General features: G+C 39.7%; 23 protein-coding genes. 17 read left to right on the top strand and 6 right to left on the bottom strand.

Going from position 1 to position 21,095, the window contains the following annotated elements:
* Positions 1–614: 614 nt before the first annotated feature.
* Positions 615–1,874 (bottom strand): NAD(P)/FAD-dependent oxidoreductase, encoded by a 1,260-nt coding sequence (locus tag WAM07_RS01480; RefSeq protein ID WP_422164168.1) that lies wholly within the window; start codon positions 1,872–1,874, stop codon positions 615–617.
* 105 nt (positions 1,875–1,979) lie between these two features.
* On the opposite strand from WAM07_RS01480, the gene WAM07_RS01475 reads away from it, so the two are divergent.
* Entirely contained in the window at positions 1,980–3,599 is a 1,620-nt protein-coding gene (locus WAM07_RS01475; protein WP_422164167.1) for a putative polysaccharide biosynthesis protein, read from the top strand.
* A 13-nt stretch (positions 3,600–3,612) separates the two neighbouring features.
* Positions 3,613–4,335, top strand: a complete 723-nt coding sequence (locus tag WAM07_RS01470) for a pseudouridine synthase (protein WP_422164165.1) — start codon at positions 3,613–3,615, stop codon at positions 4,333–4,335.
* 48 nt (positions 4,336–4,383) lie between these two features.
* Here the strand turns inward: WAM07_RS01470 and WAM07_RS01465 are convergent, their stop codons facing one another.
* Complete coding sequence (locus WAM07_RS01465; protein WP_422164171.1) at positions 4,384–4,581, bottom strand: DeoR family transcriptional regulator; 198 nt, start codon at positions 4,579–4,581, stop codon at positions 4,384–4,386.
* A gap of 174 nt (positions 4,582–4,755) precedes the next feature.
* On the opposite strand from WAM07_RS01465, the gene WAM07_RS01460 reads away from it, so the two are divergent.
* From WAM07_RS01460 to WAM07_RS01440, 5 genes are read left to right on the top strand one after another with little or no spacing between them, the layout of a single operon-like run.
* Positions 4,756–5,778, top strand: a complete 1,023-nt coding sequence (locus tag WAM07_RS01460; RefSeq protein WP_422164163.1) for a potassium channel family protein — start codon at positions 4,756–4,758, stop codon at positions 5,776–5,778.
* A complete protein-coding gene (gene pepV, locus WAM07_RS01455; protein WP_422164161.1) occupies positions 5,778–7,166 on the top strand; it encodes a dipeptidase PepV in 1,389 nt (462 codons plus the stop codon). Before WAM07_RS01460 ends, pepV begins: the two co-directional genes overlap by 1 nt.
* A 22-nt stretch (positions 7,167–7,188) precedes the next feature.
* Positions 7,189–8,370: an MFS transporter gene (locus WAM07_RS01450; protein ID WP_422164159.1), complete on the top strand. Its 1,182-nt coding sequence runs from the start codon at positions 7,189–7,191 to the stop codon at positions 8,368–8,370.
* Entirely contained in the window at positions 8,367–8,915 is a 549-nt protein-coding gene (thpR, locus tag WAM07_RS01445; RefSeq protein WP_422164157.1) for an RNA 2',3'-cyclic phosphodiesterase, read from the top strand. Before WAM07_RS01450 ends, thpR begins: the two co-directional genes overlap by 4 nt.
* A gap of 14 nt (positions 8,916–8,929) precedes the next feature.
* Complete coding sequence (locus tag WAM07_RS01440; protein WP_422164155.1) at positions 8,930–9,850, top strand: NERD domain-containing protein; 921 nt, start codon at positions 8,930–8,932, stop codon at positions 9,848–9,850.
* Here WAM07_RS01440 and WAM07_RS01435 read toward each other — a convergent pair.
* On the bottom strand, positions 9,834–10,856 hold the full coding sequence (locus tag WAM07_RS01435; protein ID WP_422164153.1) for an EAL domain-containing protein: 1,023 nt from the start codon (positions 10,854–10,856) through the stop codon (positions 9,834–9,836). The genes WAM07_RS01440 and WAM07_RS01435 overlap by 17 nt on opposite strands.
* Positions 10,857–10,940: 84 nt before the next feature.
* On the opposite strand from WAM07_RS01435, the gene WAM07_RS01430 reads away from it, so the two are divergent.
* Together WAM07_RS01430 and WAM07_RS01425 are read left to right on the top strand one after the other, a co-directional pair.
* Positions 10,941–11,876, top strand: coding sequence for a diacylglycerol/lipid kinase family protein (locus tag WAM07_RS01430; protein ID WP_422164152.1), 936 nt, complete (start codon positions 10,941–10,943; stop codon positions 11,874–11,876).
* A gap of 155 nt (positions 11,877–12,031) precedes the next feature.
* Positions 12,032–12,829: a phosphotransferase gene (locus WAM07_RS01425; protein ID WP_422164170.1), complete on the top strand. Its 798-nt coding sequence runs from the start codon at positions 12,032–12,034 to the stop codon at positions 12,827–12,829.
* 85 nt (positions 12,830–12,914) lie between these two features.
* On the opposite strand, the gene WAM07_RS01420 is transcribed toward WAM07_RS01425, so the two are convergent.
* A complete protein-coding gene (locus tag WAM07_RS01420) occupies positions 12,915–13,082 on the bottom strand; it encodes a hypothetical protein (RefSeq protein WP_422164150.1) in 168 nt (55 codons plus the stop codon).
* 260 nt (positions 13,083–13,342) lie between these two features.
* Between WAM07_RS01420 and trmB the strand changes: the two genes are divergently transcribed.
* Positions 13,343–13,984 carry a tRNA (guanosine(46)-N7)-methyltransferase TrmB gene (trmB, locus tag WAM07_RS01415; RefSeq protein WP_422164148.1) on the top strand — a complete coding sequence of 214 codons (642 nt, stop codon included), beginning with the start codon at positions 13,343–13,345 and terminating at the stop codon, positions 13,982–13,984.
* A 69-nt stretch (positions 13,985–14,053) separates the two neighbouring features.
* Entirely contained in the window at positions 14,054–14,914 is an 861-nt protein-coding gene (locus WAM07_RS01410; protein WP_422164146.1) for a YtnP family quorum-quenching lactonase, read from the top strand.
* A gap of 52 nt (positions 14,915–14,966) precedes the next feature.
* On the opposite strand, the gene WAM07_RS01405 is transcribed toward WAM07_RS01410, so the two are convergent.
* The gene (locus WAM07_RS01405; protein WP_014644059.1) at positions 14,967–15,284 is read right to left on the bottom strand and encodes a PepSY domain-containing protein; all 318 of its coding nucleotides are present in this window, start codon (positions 15,282–15,284) and stop codon (positions 14,967–14,969) included.
* Between the two features lie 149 nt (positions 15,285–15,433).
* On the opposite strand from WAM07_RS01405, the gene WAM07_RS01400 reads away from it, so the two are divergent.
* The gene (locus WAM07_RS01400) at positions 15,434–16,504 is read left to right on the top strand and encodes a M42 family metallopeptidase (RefSeq protein ID WP_422164145.1); all 1,071 of its coding nucleotides are present in this window, start codon (positions 15,434–15,436) and stop codon (positions 16,502–16,504) included.
* Positions 16,505–16,595: 91 nt separating this feature from the next.
* Positions 16,596–17,102: a DUF84 family protein gene (locus tag WAM07_RS01395; protein ID WP_422164143.1), complete on the top strand. Its 507-nt coding sequence runs from the start codon at positions 16,596–16,598 to the stop codon at positions 17,100–17,102.
* 53 nt (positions 17,103–17,155) lie between these two features.
* On the opposite strand, the gene WAM07_RS01390 is transcribed toward WAM07_RS01395, so the two are convergent.
* Complete coding sequence (locus WAM07_RS01390; RefSeq protein WP_422164141.1) at positions 17,156–17,596, bottom strand: YtoQ family protein; 441 nt, start codon at positions 17,594–17,596, stop codon at positions 17,156–17,158.
* Between the two features lie 496 nt (positions 17,597–18,092).
* Between WAM07_RS01390 and WAM07_RS01385 the strand changes: the two genes are divergently transcribed.
* From WAM07_RS01385 to ytpR, 4 genes are all read left to right on the top strand, one after another.
* Entirely contained in the window at positions 18,093–19,121 is a 1,029-nt protein-coding gene (locus WAM07_RS01385) for a PTS transporter subunit IIC (RefSeq protein WP_422164139.1), read from the top strand.
* Positions 19,122–19,155: 34 nt separating this feature from the next.
* A complete protein-coding gene (locus tag WAM07_RS01380) occupies positions 19,156–19,470 on the top strand; it encodes a thioredoxin family protein (protein ID WP_422164138.1) in 315 nt (104 codons plus the stop codon).
* 145 nt (positions 19,471–19,615) lie between these two features.
* Positions 19,616–20,434, top strand: coding sequence for a DUF1444 domain-containing protein (locus WAM07_RS01375; protein ID WP_422164136.1), 819 nt, complete (start codon positions 19,616–19,618; stop codon positions 20,432–20,434).
* Between the two features lie 3 nt (positions 20,435–20,437).
* Positions 20,438–21,043, top strand: a complete 606-nt coding sequence (ytpR, locus tag WAM07_RS01370; RefSeq protein ID WP_422164134.1) for a YtpR family tRNA-binding protein — start codon at positions 20,438–20,440, stop codon at positions 21,041–21,043.
* The last annotated feature ends 52 nt before the right edge of the window (positions 21,044–21,095 follow it).

The raw sequence follows: 21,095 nt of genomic DNA, 5'->3' as shown, positions 1-21,095 counted from the left end.
AAGCTCTTCAGCGCCGATGGTAGTCGGGTCGATCCCCGTGAGAGTAGGACGCCGCCACATCAATAGAAAAAGTCTTGGATGTTTTCAAGGCTTTTTTTTTACGGTAAAATATGACGACAGGTTGTCTCATACACATATAAATTATACTCTTCCTTCTTCTTAACTAATCCTAAATAGACAATAGATTATCAAAGCTGCCCACTCTAATAGGGGAAGGGATTGCTCTTGGATCGCATCATAGTTATAATGATATAGGAATGTATGTTCGGAGGGGATTTCTATTAAATTAACAAGATGGAGCTATTCTGGAAGAAAAATGGTACGTGGTTATTTTGACAAATTCCCCAATACCACAATCTATTTTAGAAGAATCCGGAGCTATTATATTGTATATTCACTTGATTGGGTTAAGGAAGATCCGGTTGTGGAGAAAGAAGATAGAGAAGAGATGCAGATTCTCTTAAATAGAGAGCTAGGAAGAGAAAAAGAATATAAAAAAAGAAAAGCGAGAAGCTCTTAATGCTTCTCATTTTTCTTATGGATAACGACATGTGGACCAATGAGAGAAGATCGAAACAGAGTCGCCACCTGTAAAGCATCTATTGTTTCCTTACCTAGCCCATGGATTCCCAGGCAGCATGCATCCCCGCTACTCGCCCGGTTACCATTGCCGAGGTAATATTATATCCTCCGGTATATCCGTGGATATCTAAAATTTCACCACAAAAGTAAAGCCCGTTCATAAGCTTTGACTGCATAGTATTTGGTATAATTTCCTTAATTGATACTCCTCCACCTGTAACAAAGGCTTTTTCAATAGGAAGGGTATCATGTGTTTTGACTTGAAAATGTTTAATAAGGGATACGAATTTCTGTAACTTTTGATTAGAAAGATTAGCTGCTTTTTCATCTGCTTCGATATTTGTGTAATCTAGTAAATAATCTAATAATCGTTCGGGAACTGTCCCTTTTACCAGGTTTCTAAATGTTTTCTTAGGATGATTCTTCAAATCCTGCTGCAGTTCTTCATAAAGGGAATGTTCTTTTTTATCAGGCATACAGTCTATTTCAATAGTAACCGGCTTATGCCCTTTCATAAATTCTTTAACCACATATTGAGAACATCGCAGGATGGCAGGACCCGAAAGCCCGAAATGAGTAAAAAGCATATCCATGCGATGGGTTACAATCTGCTTCCCTTTCTGGTTAAGCACAGATACGTCTACGTCTCTTAAAGATAACCCCTGAAGACTTTTATCTTTTATAAATTCTTCGTTCGATAGTAAAGGAACCTCGGTAGGAAAAAGCTCCGTAATGACATGTCCTGCTTCCTTCGCCCAGGCGTAACCGTCTCCAGTACTGCCCGTGTGAGGCACTGCTTTCCCACCAACTGCAATAATAACAGCTTTCGTCATAATTGTTTCTTTCGATTGAAGTGTAATTTCGTGTCCTTCGCTGCCATAGCGAATACTCTCTACCGGTGTTTTCTTTCGAACCTCAACATTCAGGTTCTCCAGTCGGTCCAATAGAGACTGTACGACATCTTTCGCTTTATTACTTACAGGGAACATACGTCCATGGTCCTCTTCTTTTAAAGCAACACCCAGTCCTTCAAAAAAATCTATGATGTCATAGTTATTAAATACAGAAAATGGACTATATAAAAACTTGCCATTTCCCGGAATATGTTTAATCACTTCTTCTTCTGGAAGACGATTGGTAACATTGCAGCGGCCTCCACCAGAGATTGCAAGCTTAGTACCTAATTTATTTCCTTTATCAATTAGAAGTGTTTTTACGCCTTGTTCAGCAGCAGCAATGGCTGCCATTAAACCAGAGGGGCCTCCTCCGATTACGGTTACTTGGTAAGTCATGAGGTTCTTCCTTTCTTTTTGGCCAATCGTTCATTGTTTCACCTTTATCTATGATAAAATAGATGAGGTCGATTCTACAATAAAATTGAAGGTGAATAGTAAAAAATGTCGAAAATCTTAAAAGGCACGATGTTATTAACGGCCGGGACTTTTTTATCAAAATTCCTGGGTATGATTTATACGGTACCATTTGAAAATATGGTAGGTACGGAAGGAACAGATTTATTCTCTTACGCTTATGTTCCTTATAGCATTCTTTTAAGCTTGTCCAGTATGGGGATTCCAGTAGCCGTGTCCAAATTTGTTTCTAAATATAACGCCCTTGAAGACTATGAAACCGGCAGAAGGATGCTGAAGGCCGGTCTGACTCTTATGTCTATTAGCGGTATAGTAGCATTCTTGATACTATTTTTCGCTGCTGAGCAAGTAGCTTCCTGGACGGTTGGGGCTGATTCACCCATTCTAGGTGACGCGACCATGGTTATCCAGATGGTAAGTTTTGCTTTGTTAGTGATTCCGCCAATGAGTATTACCCGAGGCTTCTTCCAGGGATATGAATCTATGGCACCTACGGCTGTATCACAGGTGGTGGAGCAAATTGTAAGAATTGTATTCTTACTTGTTTCCGTCTTTCTTATAGTTCAAGTAATGCAAGGTCCCATTCCAAGAGCAGTTGGCTTCGCAACGTTCGCCGCTTTTATTGGGGGGATTGCTTCTTGTATCGTATTGTATCTTTACTGGAGAAAACGAAAGCCATATTTAGATCGTCAGCTGGATGCACAGGAATACACGTATGGTTTATCCAATAAAGAAATGTTTCAAGAGCTGTTTACCTACGCTGGTCCTTTTATATTAGTAGGTATTGCTACACCGCTTTATCAGCTGATTGACCAGTTTACGCTGGAAAGAGCAATTACGGCGGCTGGATTGGAATATAAAAATTCATTTTCAATCATTAACTTTTTAAGTCATAAACTGGTTATGATCCCTGTAACGTTCGGAATTGGTTTGTCTCTGGCCCTGCTGCCCGCTATTACTCAATCCTTTACGAATAAAAATATGAAGCAGTTGAATAACCAGGTGAACCAAGCCCTGCAGATCATTGCCATTCTTATTATACCTGCCGCAGTCGGATTGTCTGTAGTAGCATTCGAAGCCTACGGCACGTTTTATGGAGTAGATGAAAACCTTGAAGATTTTCTTTTTAAAGGGAGCCTGTTAAGGTGGTACGCTCCTGTTGGTTTATTCCTTGCTCTTTATACGGTGACGTCATCTGTTCTTCAGGGAATAAACCGTCAGAACTTTGCTGTGATAAGTCTGGGAACCGGCATTTTCCTTAAATTACTACTTAATACATGGCTCATTACAATAATGGGACCTAAAGGAGCCATCCTGGCTACCGGGATCGGTGTAGTGGCTGCCGTGACTTTGAACTTTTGGCGGATATTTACAGCGATAGAGTTCTCGTACAGACAATTATACAAGCGTACACTACTTGTGCTCATATTAACAACCATAATGGCCATAGCTGTCTTCCTTGTGAAAGGACTGGCAGGATTCTTTCTTAACCCCACTGAAAGCAGGTTGGACGCTTTACTGGTACTTATGTTAAGTATAGGCTCAGGCGGTATAATTTATTTGTGGTTAACATACAAGTCCACGTTATTAGAACGAGTACTTGGTGGAAGAGTAAGAGTATTAGATAAATTCTTAAAGCGCAGGTGAAGGAGATTTTAATATGAGGATCGATAAATTGTTAGCCAACATGGGCTATGGAACACGTAAAGAGGTAAAGTCTCTGCTTAAAGGTGGGAACGTACGAGTAAATGGACAGCCGGAGAAGAGTCCTAAAACCCACATTAATACAGAAGCAGACGAAATTACTGTGATGGGAGAAGAAGTGGAGTACCGAGAGTTTATTTACATTATGATGAATAAGCCAGGGGACCTTATCTCCGCTACTGAAGACGCCAATGAAACTACCGTCATTGATATTCTGCAGCCGGAAGATAGCGTGTTTAGTCCTTTTCCAGTAGGCCGGCTGGATAAAGATACGGAAGGACTTTTGCTGATCACCAATGATGGACAGTTAAATCATAGGCTTACTTCTCCAAAAAAAGATGTTGGGAAAACATATTTTGCGATTATTGAAGGAAAAGTAACAGAGAAAGATACAGAAGACTTTTCCAAGGGGGTTACACTTGATGATGGATACAAAACCAAACCCGCTGAGCTCAATATCCTTGTATCTGATGACCGCTCCGAGATTGAATTGACCATTACGGAAGGAAAATTCCATCAAGTAAAACGAATGTTTGAAGCAGTCGATAAAAAAGTGGTCTATCTAAAACGTATTAAAATGGGATCCCTGGAACTTGACCCAAATTTAGAATTGGGGGAATATCGAGAGCTGCGCGAAGAGGAACTCAACTATTTATTCTCCATTACTAATCTTGAATAATCATTAAAAAACCACCCGATCCTAAGGAACGGGTGGTCTTGTACATATTTATCCAGTTTTAACTTTCTTTTTAGTAGCGGTCCACTTCCCACGATTAGGACTTGATACAAGTCCGTTATATTCCAAAACGCTTAAGTCCCTCTGCATGGTTCGATCTGTAATTCCGAATTCGTCAGCGAGCTCGTTCGTTGTCACAATTCCCTGGTCTCTTATAAAAAGATAAACAGCCTTAATTCGATTGAGCATGCGGGAAGATGGATGATTCAAAAAACCACTCCTTATTCGTTATCATTGGAATTTGTGGTGCCAGTGAAGATGGTTTCATTCTACTATAGTGAAAAAGGCTGTTTCTACAAAAATACGCTTATTTTACAGATAATTCACTAAATTTACAACTTCTTAAAAAAAGGAGGCGACCTAATGGTGATTCTCAGGAAGTTCTTTCTTAAAATGGTTAAAATAAACAACACCGTACTTTTTTTATCAAGTGCATTACTTGTTATATTATCTTCAGTATTAATTGTGCTGGTAGAGAATGAAACATTCCCTACTATTTTTGATGGATTCTGGTGGGTGATGACCACTGTAACTACAGTTGGATATGGGGATTACTATCCGGTAACAGTAGCTGGGCGTTTAATCGCCATAGGCTTATACGTGATAGGAATCGGGCTTATTGGAGTAGTGATCAGTAAAATTATTGACGCTTTGGCTTTATTTAGAAAAAAACGTTTGGAGGGTGATATCATGTATAAGGATTCCGGTCATTTCATCATTATAGGCTGGTCGCAAAAAGCCCATTTTGCCATAAAGGAAATTATAGATACGAATCCTAAAGCGGAAGTGATTATCATTGATCAACTGAAGGAAGCCCCACTTCTTGAAGAAAACATCCACTATGTAAAAGGGGAAGCTTCTAATACGGACACATTGGAAAAAGCAAATATAAAACATGCAAAGGCGGTCCTTGTATTTGCCAATGATAAATTGAGTAATGAGCAGGTAGCTGATGGACAGACATTATTAATTGCTTCCTCCATTGAGTCGATTGCTAAGGAAGTCCATACCATTGTGGAAATTATGGATGAAAAACATATTAAGAACTTTAAGCATATCCATGTCGATGAATTTATCCTTTCTAACGATACGATCTCCTCTCTTGCCGTCCGCTCAGCTTTCAGAAAAGGAGTGTCCGAAATTTACGGTCAGCTTTTAAAAAGATCTGTCGGAGAAGATCTATACCACATCCCTATGAGAAGCCAATGGAAGATATACAGAGACGCTTTTCAAGAATTACTGGGGGAAGGTGCGACTCTCATTGCTGACCGACAGGACTTGTCTATTAATCGTAAATTAGACGAATCTATACCAGAAAATGCAGAATTATATGCGATATGCAATGACGAAGTTTACGCAAAGATTATAAAAGGAGGGGCATCTTAATGGATTTCAAAAAATTGAGTGGTATTTACGAAGAGGAGTTTGTCACAAAGGTGTCTCAAATTCTTAAAATTCCTAGTGTATATGAGGATAGTGAAGAATATCCATATGGAAAACCAATTCACGATGTGTTGGAAACCATGCTTCATATAGCTCAGAAAGATGGTTTTCTTACTAAAAATATCGATGGACACGCCGGGCATATCGAATTTGGTGAAGGGGAAGAATTACTGGGGATTCTTGGTCATCTGGACGTCGTACCTGCTGGAAATGACTGGACAACACCCCCTTTTGAGCCGACTATAAGAGATGGCCTTTTATTTGCAAGAGGAGCTCAGGATGACAAAGGTCCAGTCATGGCGGCCTATATTGCAATGAAAATACTTAAAGACAAGGGTTTTAAACCCAACAAACGTGTCAGACTTATTCTGGGGACAGATGAAGAAAGGGACTGGGAAGGAATGGATTATTATTTTAAAAAGGAGGAAATGCCTACTTTCGGATTCTCTCCTGACGCCTCCTTTCCAGTTATACATGCAGAAAAAGGATTATTGGATAGCTATATCACTTTTCCCACTCCTTTTCTCAGCGGGCATGAAATTCCTGCCGTAGAGTTCGTCAGTCTAAGTGGAGGAGACCGCTTGAATATGGTTCCTGATCAAGCCAGAGCGGTGGTACGTTCTAAAGAAGACCTGGAAACTCACCTAAACAAGTACGCGGCAGATCGTAAAATTAATGTCTCCGTTGATAAAATTGAAGAAACTTATACGATTACATTTCATGGAGAAGCTGCTCACGCCAGTAAGCCGGAAGCGGGCGTGAACGCAATTATAGAGTTAATCACCTACTTGCTAACCCTACCTATTCATTCAGAATGGAAGTATATTCTTAAAAAAATCACTGAAGGTTTTAATCAGACTGATGGAAGTGGTTTGCGTCTTAAACAGTCGGATGAAGATTCTGGTGCACTTACTAGTAATCTTGGTTCTCTCAGCATCCAACCAAAGAGCTCCTTAATTCTCGGGATGAATGTCAGATACCCGGTTACAGCTGAGGGGGACGAAATTATATCCGCACTTCAAAGTTATGCAGAAGAAAATAGTGGAACCCTTGAAGTATACGATCATTTAAAAGCCTTATTCATGGAAAAAAACCATCCATTTTTGGCAACTCTTTTGCGGGTCTATAATGAGGCAACAGGAAAAAATGACACACCTGTATCGATCGGCGGTGCTACATACGCTCGCTCCCTTCATGCCGGTGTGGCATTTGGAGCCATGCTTACGGACAGTCCAGATACAGCCCACCAAAAAGATGAGCATGTCAGGCTCGCTGATATGAAGAAAGCTGTCGAGATCTATGCCGCCTCTATTTACGAACTGGCTAAATGATGATCCCTAAGAGGTTTTATTGATGACAAAGCCTTCAATTGAAAAAACGTATCGTTTTATCCAGCTTTTTTATTTCTTTGCATTCTTCTCCTTCGGTTCCCTTTTTCCGTTATTATCAGTTTTCTTAGAAGAGGAGAAAGGGCTGAACCACACGCAAATAGGTTTAGTTATAGCAGCTTTACCCCTTGTTACTATTTTTGTGCAGCCAGTGTGGGGGATGATCAGTGATTATACTAGAAGGCCAAAAAGGCTGTTAATGATCGCTTCCATAATGGCAGCTATACTTGGTTTATTGTATCCATTTATGCAGCTCTTTCCTTTTTTACTAATTGGTATCATTTCTATTGCCGTATTTCAATCCGGCATTGTACCGTTGTCGGACAGTTTATCCTTGAACTTTGTGCACTCCAATGGGAAAGAATATGGGAATATACGATTATGGGGTGCCATAGGATTTGCGGTATCCGTATTTATCCTTGGCCGTGTGACCGATTTGACGGGTTCTCTTAATTGGATCTTCTATTTCTTTTCATTCGGGTTAATTCTAGCCTTAATCGCATTATTTCAATTTCCAAGACGATCTGAAGAAGTATCTGTTTCGTTCCGAGCTGGATTAAAGGTTCTGTTGAAACAAAAGCCGTTCATGCTGTTCCTGGTTTCGAACTTTTTTATATTTGGTCCAGTACTGGCAAATAACTATTATTTCGGAACATTTATTTTATCAGTAGGAGGTACACTATCTGGAGTGGGCATCGCTTTCTTGCTGGCAGCAGGGAGTGAGGCTCCTTTTATGAAATATGCCCAGAAGGTCATCGATAGTGTGGGAGTTTTAAATGTTATCTTATTAAGCGCTCTCGTATCTTGCAGTCGCTGGTTTTTGTATTTTTTTGAGCCTTCAAGTGAACTAGTATACGCTACAACGATCGTGCAGGGAATCTCCGTGGGTCTTTATATACCAGCTGCCTTGATTTTAGTTAGAGAACTGGCCCCTCCAGAGGTGCGTGCTACTGCTGTTGGTTTATACTCCGCTGTGGGCAATGGTCTGGGGAATGCCTTTTTTACCTTTACAGGGGGCGTAATGATTGATATTTGGAGTACAGCAGGAATGTACGGATTCTTCTCCGGTATGACATTACTCGGGATATTATTAGTAACCGTGGTTAAGAAATGGATAACAAATTTAATGAAGGAGCCTATAGGATGAGTGCACACTATTTTTTTGGAATTAAAGCCTCTTCTCACATACAAAAGTACTTGAAAGAGTGGCAGCGGATCCTTTCTAAATCAATGGATTATAAAGTATGGACTGACCCTGAGGACTTACATATTACCATAAAGTTTTTAGGAGGATGTTCCGATGAAATAATGAAAGCTTATGTTAATGAGCTTAAAAAACAGGAGTGGCCGGAATCTTTTTCCTTGAAGGTTGGCCCAGCAGGCTATTTCGGCCAGGTGGTTAAACCACGAGTGTTCCATGCTGAGGTTGAAAACAAAACTCCACTACTAATGATGAAAGATCAAGTCGATCGTACAGGTGAAACATTGGGATTCAAAAAGGAAAACAGAAAATTTCATCCGCATATCACGCTGGCTAAGAAGAACGCTGAAGGTGACTCTCCATTATCAAAAGAGGCATATTCCGGCGTATTTGACGAGGTGTATTCAATGAGAGTTGAGCATTTTTATCTTTTTCGTATTCATCCTGACCAGAATCCCAAGTATGAATCGATCGAAAAATTCGACTTATAAGTAGAGGTGAAAAAGTGGGTCAATTAATTAAACTGCAAGATTATATCTCCAGATATGAAACGGATATCTTTCAGTATCCCAGACAATTTATAGAGTTAAAAAAAGAAAACTGGAGTAAGACGAAGCGAGCGTTTGAACAGGGTAGACTTGAAAAGAAAGAGGAAAAAGAAATTGAACCTGAAAAAAAGCCCCAGCGAGGGTGGAGAAGACTTTTATTTCGTTTCAAAGAAAATGAAAAACACGAAAAAGAGATAAATATAGAAAATGAAACTTCACCGCCTGAAACAATTCAGGAGGTAAAGCAGAAGTTTTTGGACCAACTGATTTCCTTTCAACTGAAATGGGCCTCCACCACACTACAGGAAAAATCTTTTTTAGACAGAACCTATCAGGAAAATGAAAAACTTAAGTTTTTCCTGCAGAGATTTCCAGATACGTACTTTATTATGTATCATCCCGTAGTGAAAGTACGTAACGCAACCATGGAATCCGAAGTCATACTTATTGGTCCTCTAGGAATAGAAATTATTTACTATTTGCATCTGCCCGGAACTGAGAATATCCTGCCTTCTTCTGATCATAGCTGGAATGCTTTACATAAGGAGGGCAGCTCTAAAGTTATTAATCCACTACTATCATTAAAACGTACGGAAACGTTTGTCAAAAGTGTATTGAAAACATACGAAATTGACTTTCCTCTACGTAAGGTCGTATTAGCTCCTGATATAACTTTTCAATCCTTCCAGGAGCCATACGATACAGATTTTGTTGATAAACAAAGATACGAAGAGTGGATGTATAACAAGCGGAATATAACCTCCCCGCTGAAACATAAGCAGCTGAAAACGGCAGAAGCGCTTTTGAAGCATTGCCAGACTACGTCCTTCAAACGGCCGGCATGGGATACCGAAGAGGAAGCTAAGGAAGAAGATTAATGGTTTCTTTAGGAAGAGGCGCAGGCTTACCTATAAAGTACCCCTGGCCGTAGTCGACTCCAAGTTCACGTAACCAGTTCCATTCGTTTCTTGTTTCAATTCCTTCTGCCAGAACTTTAATACCTAAGTTTGAAGCACGCCTCATGACTTGAAAAAGAAAATCTTGACTGGTCAAATCCTCATGACAATTTTGGATATAGGAACGGTCGATTTTTAAGTAGTCAGGCTTTAATAAACTTAACATCTCGAGTGTACTGTATCCCGCCCCTACGTCGTCTAACGCAACTTTCATCCCAGACGTTTTGTATGTATCTAAGATCGATTTTAGGTGCTCTACATTAGTGATTTTTTCGGTTTCAACCACTTCAAATACTAAATCGGCAGGATCAATGTTAAACTCTTTCACTATTTGGAACGTATGTTGCAGGCAGAATTCAGGAACATAGATGGTGGAAGGAAGGAAATTTATAAAGATTTTCTGGCCCTTTTGTAGAAAATCTGATTTTGCTTTTACAGCCGTTCGGCGTGCCTTTTGGTCAAGCATGGATTGAAGACCGGATTGCTTAGCATAGGAAAATAATTCAGCTGGATTTATGTTCTCACCTTCTGTGCGGAGCAAAGATTCATATCCATAAATTTCATCTTTTTTCATATCTACGATTGGCTGTAAATGAGAAGTGAACCTACCATGCTGAATAATCTCTCCTAATTCAGGTTTATCTAATCTTTCATAAAGATGCTGAATGGAAATTGGAAAAGATTGGGTTGAATCTAAATTTAAAATATGCATCCAGTCTTTGGAAGTGGCTTTTGTTGCTGATGAAAGCAAGACTTCTAAGGAAGTTTTTAGTTCTTTTTTTGATTTATACCTATAAATAATGGTTTCCTCATCTTCATGACTTACAAAAAGCTGCATGGGTTTAAATGATTTATTCTGATTTAGCACGATAGATCCATTTTCTGGAATCAGGAAATTTGTACCGCAAAATTGACAGTCATTCGACATAAAACCCCTCCTCTTTGATGATATTATAATATAATTTTACCAAGTTTTTAAATAATTTATCTTTTGAGATAGGAGAAATGTCATATGTTTATGATCATTATTAATCCCGAAGCAGGTCATGGACAGGCAGAGAGGTTATTTAGGAGCATTCAAAATGATCCTTTGTATCAGAATCAGAAAAAGAATTTTCAGGCTCATTTTACTGTTTATCCAGGTCATGCCGAAAAATTGGCAGGGGATCTTTGTGCTCTTTATCAAGACTTCTTAAGTTACGTTATTGTGATCGGAGGGGATGGTACCCTCCATGAGGTAATAAATGGAATGCAGCATTACCCTGATCTTCCTATTGGCTTTATACCAGTTGGAGCTGGGAATGATTTCGCGAGAGGCATAGGACAGATTACAGATGGCGTCTTGTTATTTCGCAAGATGGTTCAGGCCCCGAAGTTTCATAGAATCCGTACAGGCACATTCACATCTAATGACGGTAAGGCAGCAAAACCACGCTCTTTTTTGAATAGTATTGGATTTGGTATGGACGGTCTAATAGTGGAAGAAGTCAATAAATCCGCTTTTCGTAAATGGGCCAAGTATTTTCGAATTACTTCAATTATTTATCCGCTGGCTCTGCTGAAAGTTTTACCTGGATTAAATCCTATATCAATAGAATTAAAAATTGATGGCAGAAAGATCGAATGTAAACAAGCAACTATGGTTACTATTACAAACCATCCTTACTACGGAGGAGGAATGAAAATTGCTCCTAACGCAAGTATTGAAAAACCAACTTTTCAAATTATCATCATAGAACCTATGTCAAAATGGAGAATACTAGCGTTCTTTAAAACTGTATTTACAGGACAGCACATTCAACGAAAAGAAGTGCATGAGTGGGAAGGGCGAAACGTTCACATCTCTTCATCTGAACCGTTACCTTTTCAAGTAGATGGTGAGAGTGGGGAATGTTATGAATGTTATATAGAAAAAAGCCCTTCTGAAAGGTCGATTTTTGTAGGATAAAATAGATATTTCTTGAAAGTATGTAGAGCAATGAGTTAATCTAATTTAAGGTAACTCTTTTTAGATCATTTTAAAGACTTTGGAACGGTCCTAAAGTACGATATACTGAAAGAAGTATAATCAAAGGCAGATTTGAGGAATTGAAGGTGAATTGGTTGGAACATATACTTGGTAATGATTGGACGGTAACACCAGCAGGAGGATCCACTGGAGAAGCATACTATGCCCAAACCGAAGGGAAACGTTTATTTCTAAAAAGAAATTCGTCTCCGTTTCTTGCTGTGCTTTCTGCCGAGGGAATTGTACCCAAGCTTGTATGGACCAAGCGGTTAGAAAATGGGGATGTAATCACTGCCCAAGAGTGGTTGGAAGGGCGCGAGTTAAATCCCGAAGAAATGAAACATCCTCGAGTAGCCGCCCTTTTAAGCAAAATTCACCACTCGACAGAGCTTCTAGATATGCTGATGCGGTTAGGAAAGACCCCGCTGACTCCTCACGAGGTTTTGAAGGACCTCAAGGAGAATCAGCAGGTTCTTGATGAAGTTGCACCTAAACTCAATATTCATCAGGCGATTCAGTTTCTGGAATATAGAGTGGACGATGTAATACATGACTTCCATGTGGTTTGTCACTGTGATACAAATCATAATAATTGGCTTCTCTCTTCTTATGACCAGCTTTATCTGATCGACTGGGATAATGCGATGGTTGCAGATCCTGCTCTTGATTTAGGCATGATGCTCTTCTCCTATATACCAGAAGAAAACTGGCATCATTGGTTAAAAGAGTATGGAATCGATCCTGATGCGCATTTATTCGAGCGGATGATTTGGTATTCTATATCTCAGGCTCTCGCTTTTATTCAGTGGCATCAGATGAGAGGAGAGTACGACGAAGCTTCTATTCGTACAGAGAAGCTTAAGAAAATTATGGATAAACATAAAATCATTTAAAGATCATGATGGGATTCATGAGATAAACAAAAATAAACCGTTGCTGTTAACAGCAACGGTTTATTTTTTTATTTATAAGTTTATATTAACCTTCAGTAATCGTAGGTGTATATTTTATTTTTTTCTCTTTGACTTCAGTGCTCATTTTCTCGTTCATTTTTTCAAAAGGGTATACAAATAGTGCGTATCCAGCGAACATTACAGAGAAAGTAGCCACCACTGTCATATCAATTACCTGGTTCATCAATTTCATAAATTAATTATCACTCCAATATCCGTTATTATCACACAAATATAATGGTATATGAGAAAGCGTTTACAACCCAACCCCCTGTTTTAAGGATTTTTATCAGTTAGGAGAAGAACTTACTCTTTTTAGCTATATATCTTCCTCATGGTTAAACATAAGAGGTATTAGGCACAAATCCGTCTAAATTCACCGTATTTAATAAAAACTTTAAATTGGAAGCTTGTTCATGGTACGATTTTAACGATAAGAGGAGGAATCTAATTATGCGATTAAGGAATAAACCCTGGGCAGATGATTATATGCGGGAGCATGATTATATCGTTGTCCAAGAACCATTTGAAATGTTAGGTAAATGGAGCGAATTATTTAAGAACCCAAATGCGCCTTTACACTTGGAAATTGGTTCAGGAAAAGGGCAGTTTATAGCCGGTATGGGAAAACAGCACAATGATATAAATTTTGTAGGAATTGAGCTTGTAAAAAGTGTAATAGTTGGCGCTCTGAAAAAAGTATTAGATGCCGATGTAGATAATGTCAGACTGGTGAACGAGGACGCTAAAGATCTTCGAGAGCTCTTTGGAGAGAATGAAATTGATCATTTATATTTAAACTTCTCTGATCCGTGGCCGAAAAACAGACACGAGAAGCGTCGTCTTACTTATCACACGTTTCTTGACCAATATAAAAAAGTTCTTGTACCTGGCGGTGAAATCACATTGAAAACTGATAATAAGGGATTGTTCGAATATTCATTAATCAGCTTTTCGCAATATGGAATGATCTTGGAAGACGTGTCGGTCGATTTACACGCCGACGAGGATCCTTTGAATGTACCAACAGAATATGAGGAAAAGTTTTCAGCCAAGGGGCAGCCAATTTACAGATGCCGCGCACGTTTTAAATAACCTTACTTAAGCAGGGCTCTAGTCGATATGGTAGACTAGAGCTATATTTACGTTAGGGGAGATGCTTACATGAAAACAATGCAAGTTGGACGAGCCAAATTGACTTGGCTGGATGGTGGAGTTACTCATATGGATGGAGGAGCTATGTTTGGGGTTGTTCCCAAACCTTTATGGAGCAGAAAATATCCCGTCAACGAAAAGAACCAAATTGAGCTCCGGACTGACCCTATCTTGTTAGATATTGATGGGAAAAAAATGATCATTGATTCAGGCATCGGAAATAATAAGCTGACTGAAAAAGAACTTCGAAATTATGGAGTCAAAGAAGAGTCGAAAATTGAACATTCTTTAAATGTATTGGGACTGAGCCGTCATGATATTGATTATGTTCTAATGACCCATCTGCATTTTGATCATGCTTGTGGACTAACCATGTGGGAAGAGGACCATCTTGTACCTGCTTTCCCTGAAGCCAAAATATTTACGAATTCTACGGAATGGGAAGAAATGCGGAACCCTAATATACGATCAAAAAATACATATTGGGAAGAGAACTGGAAACCTGTAGAGGAACTGGTTCATACATATCAGGATTCAATGGAGATAGTTCCAGGTCTTCGTATGATTCATACCAGCGGCCATAGTAACGGCCATTCCATTATAGTATTTGAAGATGGTGAGGAAACTTTTATTCATATGGCTGATATAATGCCCACACATGCCCATCAGAATGTGCTATGGGTTCTCGCTTATGATGACTACCCAGTTACTTCAGTTCATGAGAAGCAAAAGTGGATGGCCTATGGTTATGAACGGAAAGCGTGGTATGTATTCTATCATGATGCGAGTTACTGCGCGCTGCAATTTGATCAAGGTGGAAAGGTCATAAATGAACTGAAAAGAGAACCTCATTCCTATCCTGGAGAGTAATAGAAAGCCCCGCTTTGTCATTGACAAAGCGGGGCGGTTTTTAGATTCTTTATTAAGCTGAAGTTTCAGCGACATCTACAATAGTGCCTGTTTCAGTATCGATGTAAAATTCGAACTGAGATGTTTCGCCATCCTGGTTCTTAGAAATTCCTCCACGATATACATCGTAGTTAATGCCATTTTTATTAAGTTCCTCAGGCTTCATGTAGATCCAAGAGCCACTAATTGGTCCTTGCTTTTTAAAGGCTTCTTTTGCAATCTTGAGAGCTTTCTCAGGGGTTACATTCTGGTTGCTGCTAAACTGTTGTTTTACTGCGTAGCCAGCCACTGCTCCTACACCGGCGGCTATTGCGACTTTTTTCCAATTCATTCACCAATCACCTCACAACTTTATTCTACTTTTCACTATACTAGATTTTCCCGATAAAAGGAAATTAAAACATAAGGGACGGATTTGTAGAAACGTTTTCAAAGTTCCGTTAAAATAGAGAAAGACGTACAAAAAGGAGAGGTACATAAATGAATCAGGAAACGAAAGATCTTTTTAAAACGTTAACCGAATTACCGGGGGCACCGGCGAACGAACATTTAGTCCGTCAGTTCATGAAATCTGAGCTTGAAAAATACTCCGATGAAATCGTTCAGGATCGCCTGGGCGGCGTATTTGGACTTCGAGATTCCAAAAAGGGACCTACCGTAATGGTCGCCGGACATATGGATGAAGTTGGATTTATGGTGACACAAATTACGGATAATGGAATGTTACGCTTTCAGCCTCTCGGTGGCTGGTGGAATCAGGTTATGCTTGCGCAGCGTGTCCAGGTTATTACTGAAAACGGTCCAATTGTAGGCGTGATAGGTTCGATCCCTCCGCATAATCTGACGCCGGAACAAAGAAAGAAACCAATGGAAATTAAAAATATGCTGATTGATATTGGAGCGGATGATCGAGATAATGCTAAATTAATCGGCATAAAGCCAGGACAGCCTATTGTACCAATCTGTCCTTTTACTCCTATGGCCAATGAAAAGAAAATTCTTGCTAAAGCCTGGGATAATCGTTATGGTTGTGGATTGTCCATAGAACTCCTGAAAGAGCTTCAAGGAACAAAACTTCCTAACAAGTTATACTCTGGGGCTACCGTACAGGAAGAAGTTGGTTTGAGAGGGGCTCAAGCATCGGCAAACAAAATTAATCCGGACATTTTCTATGCATTGGACGCTTCCCCTGCGAATGACATGAGTGGAGACAAAAAAGAATTTGGACAATTAGGTAAGGGAGCCTTGCTTCGAATTGTCGATAAATCGATGGTTACCCATCGGGGGATTAGAGACTTTATTCTGGACACCGCCGAAACACATAGTATCCCTTACCAGTATTTCGTATCTCAAGGTGGTACAGATGCAGGACGCGTTCACATCGCTAATAATGGTGTTCCTTCCGCAGTTGTAGGTATTTGCTCACGTTATATCCATACTTCGTCTTCTATCATACATGTAGATGACTATGCAGCTGCAAAGGAATTGCTCGTTCATTTAGTAAAAACAACGGATCAAAAAGCGATAGATCATATCCGGAAAAATGTATAGAAATGCTAAAGTCACGGTAAGCTGAACTTAGCTTGCGTGACTTAATAGACGATAATGTTAAACATTTGTACAAAGAAAGGTGTATAGACTGGTGAAAATATATGTTGGATCGCAAAACCCTACAAAAGTTGATTCAGTTAAACAAGTATTTGTAAATCATGACGTGACAGGCATGGAAGTTGAATCCAGAGTTGCTGCTCAGCCATTTTCAGATGAGGAGACGTTGGAGGGCGCAATTAACCGTGCTCGGGAATGTGCATCCATGAATAAAAGTAATCTTGGGATTGGTCTTGAAGGCGGGGTAATGGAGATCGAGGGTGATCTATACCTCTGCAACTGGGGAGCACTTGTCGATTCTAAAGAAAATGTATTTACGGCCAGCGGAGCCCGAATTGCTTTGCCAGACGAAATTAAGAAAAGTTTGGAAAAAGGAAAAGAGCTTGGCGAAGTCATGGATGCTTATGCAAATAAACATGAAGTACGTAAAAATGAGGGTGCGATTGGAATTTTCACAAATGGGGTTATTCAAAGAGAAGAGATGTTTTCTCATGTGGTTAAATTACTAAAAGGTCAATGGGAATTCTATCAACAGTTTTAAAAAGTGTGCCGACCCGAAGAAGGGCGGCACACTTTTTTTGATCAGAGTAGTAATTACTCATAAATATAGCTTAAAACATCCAGGGCTTGGTCAATTGTTTCCACCGTGACATCAGCTTGATTGGACAATTCTTTTAAGGGATGGATCAGAGACTTAGGGCGAACAAGAATTAAGGGTTTACGAAGCTGTATAGCGGCGCTGGCATCCATTGCCGTATTCCACTGCTTGTAGTTTTCGCCGAATAGAGCAATTACAGCATCTGACTTATGAAGTAAAACCTGAGTTCTGAAATTATTAATACTAGAAGCGGCATCATCACGGTAAAGTTTATCCGGCTGTTCACCCATGATGGCTTCTCCGATATTATCAGAGCGTTCATGGTTTTCCTGAGGTCCAACAAACTGGAGTGGTAACTTTTTTTCCTTTGCTTGAGCCTTTACGTCATTACGCCAATCATCGTGAATCTGTCCAGCTAAATAAACAGTTAGTTCCATCTAAAATACCTCCTATAGAAATTAAGTCTAGCTTTAGTATGAAAGAGTCTTATTTTTCTGTCTAGCAAAGGCACTTGATATAATTTCCAATAGTATTGAATAGTAGGAGCCAGCTAAGAAGGTAAACCATCTTTTGTATAGGATAGATTTACGTAATTTGAAGTTTGATTGTTGCAATTTCGCTTTACTTTCACCACAGATTCATAGAAGCTTTAAGGGCTAATAAATTGGTGGGGCCAGTTATGTCCGAGTTTGTGGAGACGATTCTATTTACTTCATGAAATGGACGGGAGGTGTGATTTCATGAAGTTTCCAAACCTGATTGAAATTCTCTTGAAAAATTTTTACTGGTTGCTTTAATTAAGTCTGTTTATTCAGAGGGACTATTATTCATAAGTGTTTTGTTCGAAAGAAGGCAGGTTATGTATTACTGTGTATTTACACATGTAAATAAAAAATGTACTATTGATCCTGGAAGTCTAAAAGGGGGACGATCATGAAAGCATTTTTAGATAGAAAAGGAATTCACATATCCGTTCACACCTATTTAATTACCGCTCTGAGTTATATGGCGCTAGGGCTATTTTCATCATTAATTATCGGTTTAATCATTAAAACCACGGGTGAACAACTAAATCTGGGGATTATTTCGGACGCATTTATAGAAATGGGAACCTTCGCTATGGACAGTAAAATATGGGGGGGAGCTATAGGGGCTGCAATTGCTTATGGATTGAAGGCGCCTCCGCTTGTAATTTTTGCGTCTTTATTTAGCGGAGCCTACGGAGCTGAATTAGGGGGGCCCGCAGGAAGTTATATAGCTGCCCTTATAGCTACTGAGTTTGGTAAGATGGTAAGCAAAGAAACAAAAATAGATATAATTCTGACACCATTTGCAACCATTACGGTCGGTTTTGTAATTGGAGCTGTTATTGGACCGCCTATAGGCGGGTTTATGACTGGTTTTGGAGAGGTGATTAATTGGGCAACGCTCCAACAGCCTTTAATCATGGGAGTTCTAGTTGCGGTACTCATGGGTATAGCATTAACTGCACCTATCTCAAGTTTAGCTATAGCATTAATGCTTTCGATAGATGGGGTGGCAGCTGGTGCAGCTACGGTAGGTTGTGCAGCCCAGATGATCGGTTTTGCTACAATCAGCTATAAAGATAATGGGTTTGGAGGTTTTATAGCTCAGGGAATTGGCACGTCTATGCTGCAAGTTGCGAATATAGTTAAGAAGCCAATTATTATTCTGCCACCTACGATTGCAGGCGCTTTATTAGCTCCACTTGCGACCGTATGGCTGGAACTTGAGAATAATGCAGCTGGTGCAGGCATGGGAACGAGCGGACTAGTAGGCCAGATCATGACGTTTCAAACAATGGGCTTTACTTGGGAGATAGCTGGTATTATATTTGTTCTGCATCTCCTTGCTCCAGCGGTTATTAGTTACGTTATTGCGTTATGGTTTAGAAAAAGAGGCTGGATCAAGCCTGGAGATATGACAATAGAGTATGATTAGAATTATAATTAACGTAAAAATGGAGGTGAGCAACATGATTAAGCTTGAATCCGATGGGCACCTTCGATCACTCTTAGCAGAAGAAGATGTGATATTATTGTTTTCTGCCAATTGGTGTCCTGACTGCCGTGTAATTGAACCTGTTCTTCCCGAAATTGAAGATAAATTTAGTGAATGGACTTTTGTGTATGTAGATAGAGATCAATTTATCCATATATGCTCTGAGTATGATGTATTTGGGATACCTAGTTTTATCGCTTTTAGAGATGGGGAAGAGACTGGTAGGTTTGTAGGGAAACAGAGAAAGTCTCGGGAAGAAATTGAAGATTTTATACGAAATGCCTCATAGTAAACAAGCTGTGCTTTCTTTGTACAGCTTGTTTACTTTTTTAAGCAAGTGAGGATGTGTATAATAGGTAGAGGTATCCGTAAGCTAAATTATGCTAAAATAAATAAGGGAATTGATTTCTTCCATCAATTAAGGAGGAAAAAGGATGAAAATGACAAGTGTAAAAATGAAGAAGAAATTAGAAGAACGTCTTCACCATCAGGATTGGAAGACAACTTATAATCGTGATAAAGACACATTTCGCATTGAGTGGCGTGATAGTGGTGAAGGAATTACCATTACTTTACCTAATGTGATTGCCAAGTATGAATCTCGCGGAGAAGAAGCAATTGATGAACTGGAGGATCACGTACAAGAGGCTTTGAAAGTTATGAATGAAACTCATGATCTTTCCGGAAAAGAACAACAGATCTTCCCTGTAATTAGAGCCGGGTCTTTTCCAACAGAAACAGAAAACGGTAAAAAACTCGTTCATTCAGAACATACAGCTGAAACCAGGGTTTACTACGCATTGGACTTAGGGAAGTCCTTTCAGCTAATTGATGAAAGCATGCTGGAAGAAGAAGATTGGACATTAGCACGATTGAAGGAAGTGGCAAGTTTTAACGCTCGTTCCCTGCCGGTTGAAATGAAAAAGGATACAGTGTACGGAAATGATTTCTACTTCCATTCTACTAAAGATGGGTATGACGCAAGCCGGATTTTAAATGAGGTGTTACTGGAGGAGCTTAAGGCTGAGTGCAAGGGCGAGTTAGCCATCAGTGTACCTCACCAGGACGTTATTATATTTGCTGATATTCAGAACTCAGAAGGTTACGACATTCTGGCTCAAATGGCTATGAAGTTTTTCGCTGAGGGCACCGTGCCTATTACTTCATTGTCCTTCCTATACGAGGATAAGCAATTAGAACCCATTTTTATACTAGCTCAGAAACAACCGAAAAAAGAGCGAAAGGACGATTAAGTTATGGATGTATTTTACAATGAAAAAGGTATTGGGGATGTATTGATTATTCCTATTAAAGAAGGAAACCGCCAAACATTTAAGCAGCAGGCATATGGGGATGTGGTTAAAATTACTGATAGCAGGGATGGGTCATTGCTCGGATATAATATCTTTAATGCATCCAGATATTTTAATCTGCCCGGTGAGGGGAAAATGATGCTCACGGAGGAAATGCTTCGTCCAATCAAGGACCTGTTTACCGAAAATCAGTTGGAGGACGTACTGGATTTTGATTTAAGTCCTAAATTTGTAGTGGGGTATGTGGAAAGCATAGAACCTCACGAAAATGCGGACAAACTTAAAGTCTGTCAGGTGGATACAGCTGATGAACAATTGCAGATCGTATGCGGAGCACCTAATGTTGATCGGGGACAGAAGGTCGTAGTAGCTAAAGTTGGAGCAACGATGCCAGGCGGTATGAAGATTAAGGACGCTGAATTGCGCGGTGTGCCGTCTAGTGGAATGATCTGTTCGGCTAAAGAACTAGGTTTACCAGATGCACCAAAAGAAAAAGGGATTCTTGTTCTCTCTGACGAATATGAAGTTGGGGCTCCTTTTGAAGTTTAATGCCAGTAAAAAAGACAAAGCAGCCCAGCTGCTTTGTTTTTTTTACGAATTC

The sequence above is a fragment of the Halobacillus sp. genome (assembly GCF_049282395.1).
Taxonomy (GTDB): Bacteria; Bacillota; Bacilli; order Bacillales; family Halobacillaceae; genus Halobacillus.
The sequence above is the reverse complement of the archived record's forward strand: the minus strand, read 5'-3'. Positions and strand labels throughout refer to the sequence as shown.

Excerpts from the sequence above, each read along its gene's own strand:
- WAM07_RS01480 (WP_422164168.1), bottom strand. The coding sequence starts at position 1,874 with ATGACTTACCAAGTAACCGTAATCGGAGGAGGCCCCTCTGGTTTAATG.
- WAM07_RS01475 (WP_422164167.1), top strand. The coding sequence starts at position 1,980 with ATGTCGAAAATCTTAAAAGGCACGATGTTATTAACGGCCGGGACTTTT.
- WAM07_RS01470 (WP_422164165.1), top strand. The coding sequence starts at position 3,613 with ATGAGGATCGATAAATTGTTAGCCAACATGGGCTATGGAACACGTAAA.
- WAM07_RS01465 (WP_422164171.1), bottom strand. The coding sequence starts at position 4,581 with ATGCTCAATCGAATTAAGGCTGTTTATCTTTTTATAAGAGACCAGGGA.
- WAM07_RS01460 (WP_422164163.1), top strand. The coding sequence starts at position 4,756 with ATGGTGATTCTCAGGAAGTTCTTTCTTAAAATGGTTAAAATAAACAAC.
- pepV (WP_422164161.1), top strand. The coding sequence starts at position 5,778 with ATGGATTTCAAAAAATTGAGTGGTATTTACGAAGAGGAGTTTGTCACA.
- WAM07_RS01450 (WP_422164159.1), top strand. The coding sequence starts at position 7,189 with ATGACAAAGCCTTCAATTGAAAAAACGTATCGTTTTATCCAGCTTTTT.
- thpR (WP_422164157.1), top strand. The coding sequence starts at position 8,367 with ATGAGTGCACACTATTTTTTTGGAATTAAAGCCTCTTCTCACATACAA.
- WAM07_RS01435 (WP_422164153.1), bottom strand. The coding sequence starts at position 10,856 with ATGTCGAATGACTGTCAATTTTGCGGTACAAATTTCCTGATTCCAGAA.
- WAM07_RS01430 (WP_422164152.1), top strand. The coding sequence starts at position 10,941 with ATGTTTATGATCATTATTAATCCCGAAGCAGGTCATGGACAGGCAGAG.
- WAM07_RS01420 (WP_422164150.1), bottom strand. The coding sequence starts at position 13,082 with ATGAAATTGATGAACCAGGTAATTGATATGACAGTGGTGGCTACTTTC.
- trmB (WP_422164148.1), top strand. The coding sequence starts at position 13,343 with ATGCGATTAAGGAATAAACCCTGGGCAGATGATTATATGCGGGAGCAT.
- WAM07_RS01410 (WP_422164146.1), top strand. The coding sequence starts at position 14,054 with ATGAAAACAATGCAAGTTGGACGAGCCAAATTGACTTGGCTGGATGGT.
- WAM07_RS01405 (WP_014644059.1), bottom strand. The coding sequence starts at position 15,284 with ATGAATTGGAAAAAAGTCGCAATAGCCGCCGGTGTAGGAGCAGTGGCT.
- WAM07_RS01400 (WP_422164145.1), top strand. The coding sequence starts at position 15,434 with ATGAATCAGGAAACGAAAGATCTTTTTAAAACGTTAACCGAATTACCG.
- WAM07_RS01390 (WP_422164141.1), bottom strand. The coding sequence starts at position 17,596 with ATGGAACTAACTGTTTATTTAGCTGGACAGATTCACGATGATTGGCGT.
- WAM07_RS01385 (WP_422164139.1), top strand. The coding sequence starts at position 18,093 with ATGAAAGCATTTTTAGATAGAAAAGGAATTCACATATCCGTTCACACC.
- WAM07_RS01380 (WP_422164138.1), top strand. The coding sequence starts at position 19,156 with ATGATTAAGCTTGAATCCGATGGGCACCTTCGATCACTCTTAGCAGAA.
- WAM07_RS01375 (WP_422164136.1), top strand. The coding sequence starts at position 19,616 with ATGAAAATGACAAGTGTAAAAATGAAGAAGAAATTAGAAGAACGTCTT.
- ytpR (WP_422164134.1), top strand. The coding sequence starts at position 20,438 with ATGGATGTATTTTACAATGAAAAAGGTATTGGGGATGTATTGATTATT.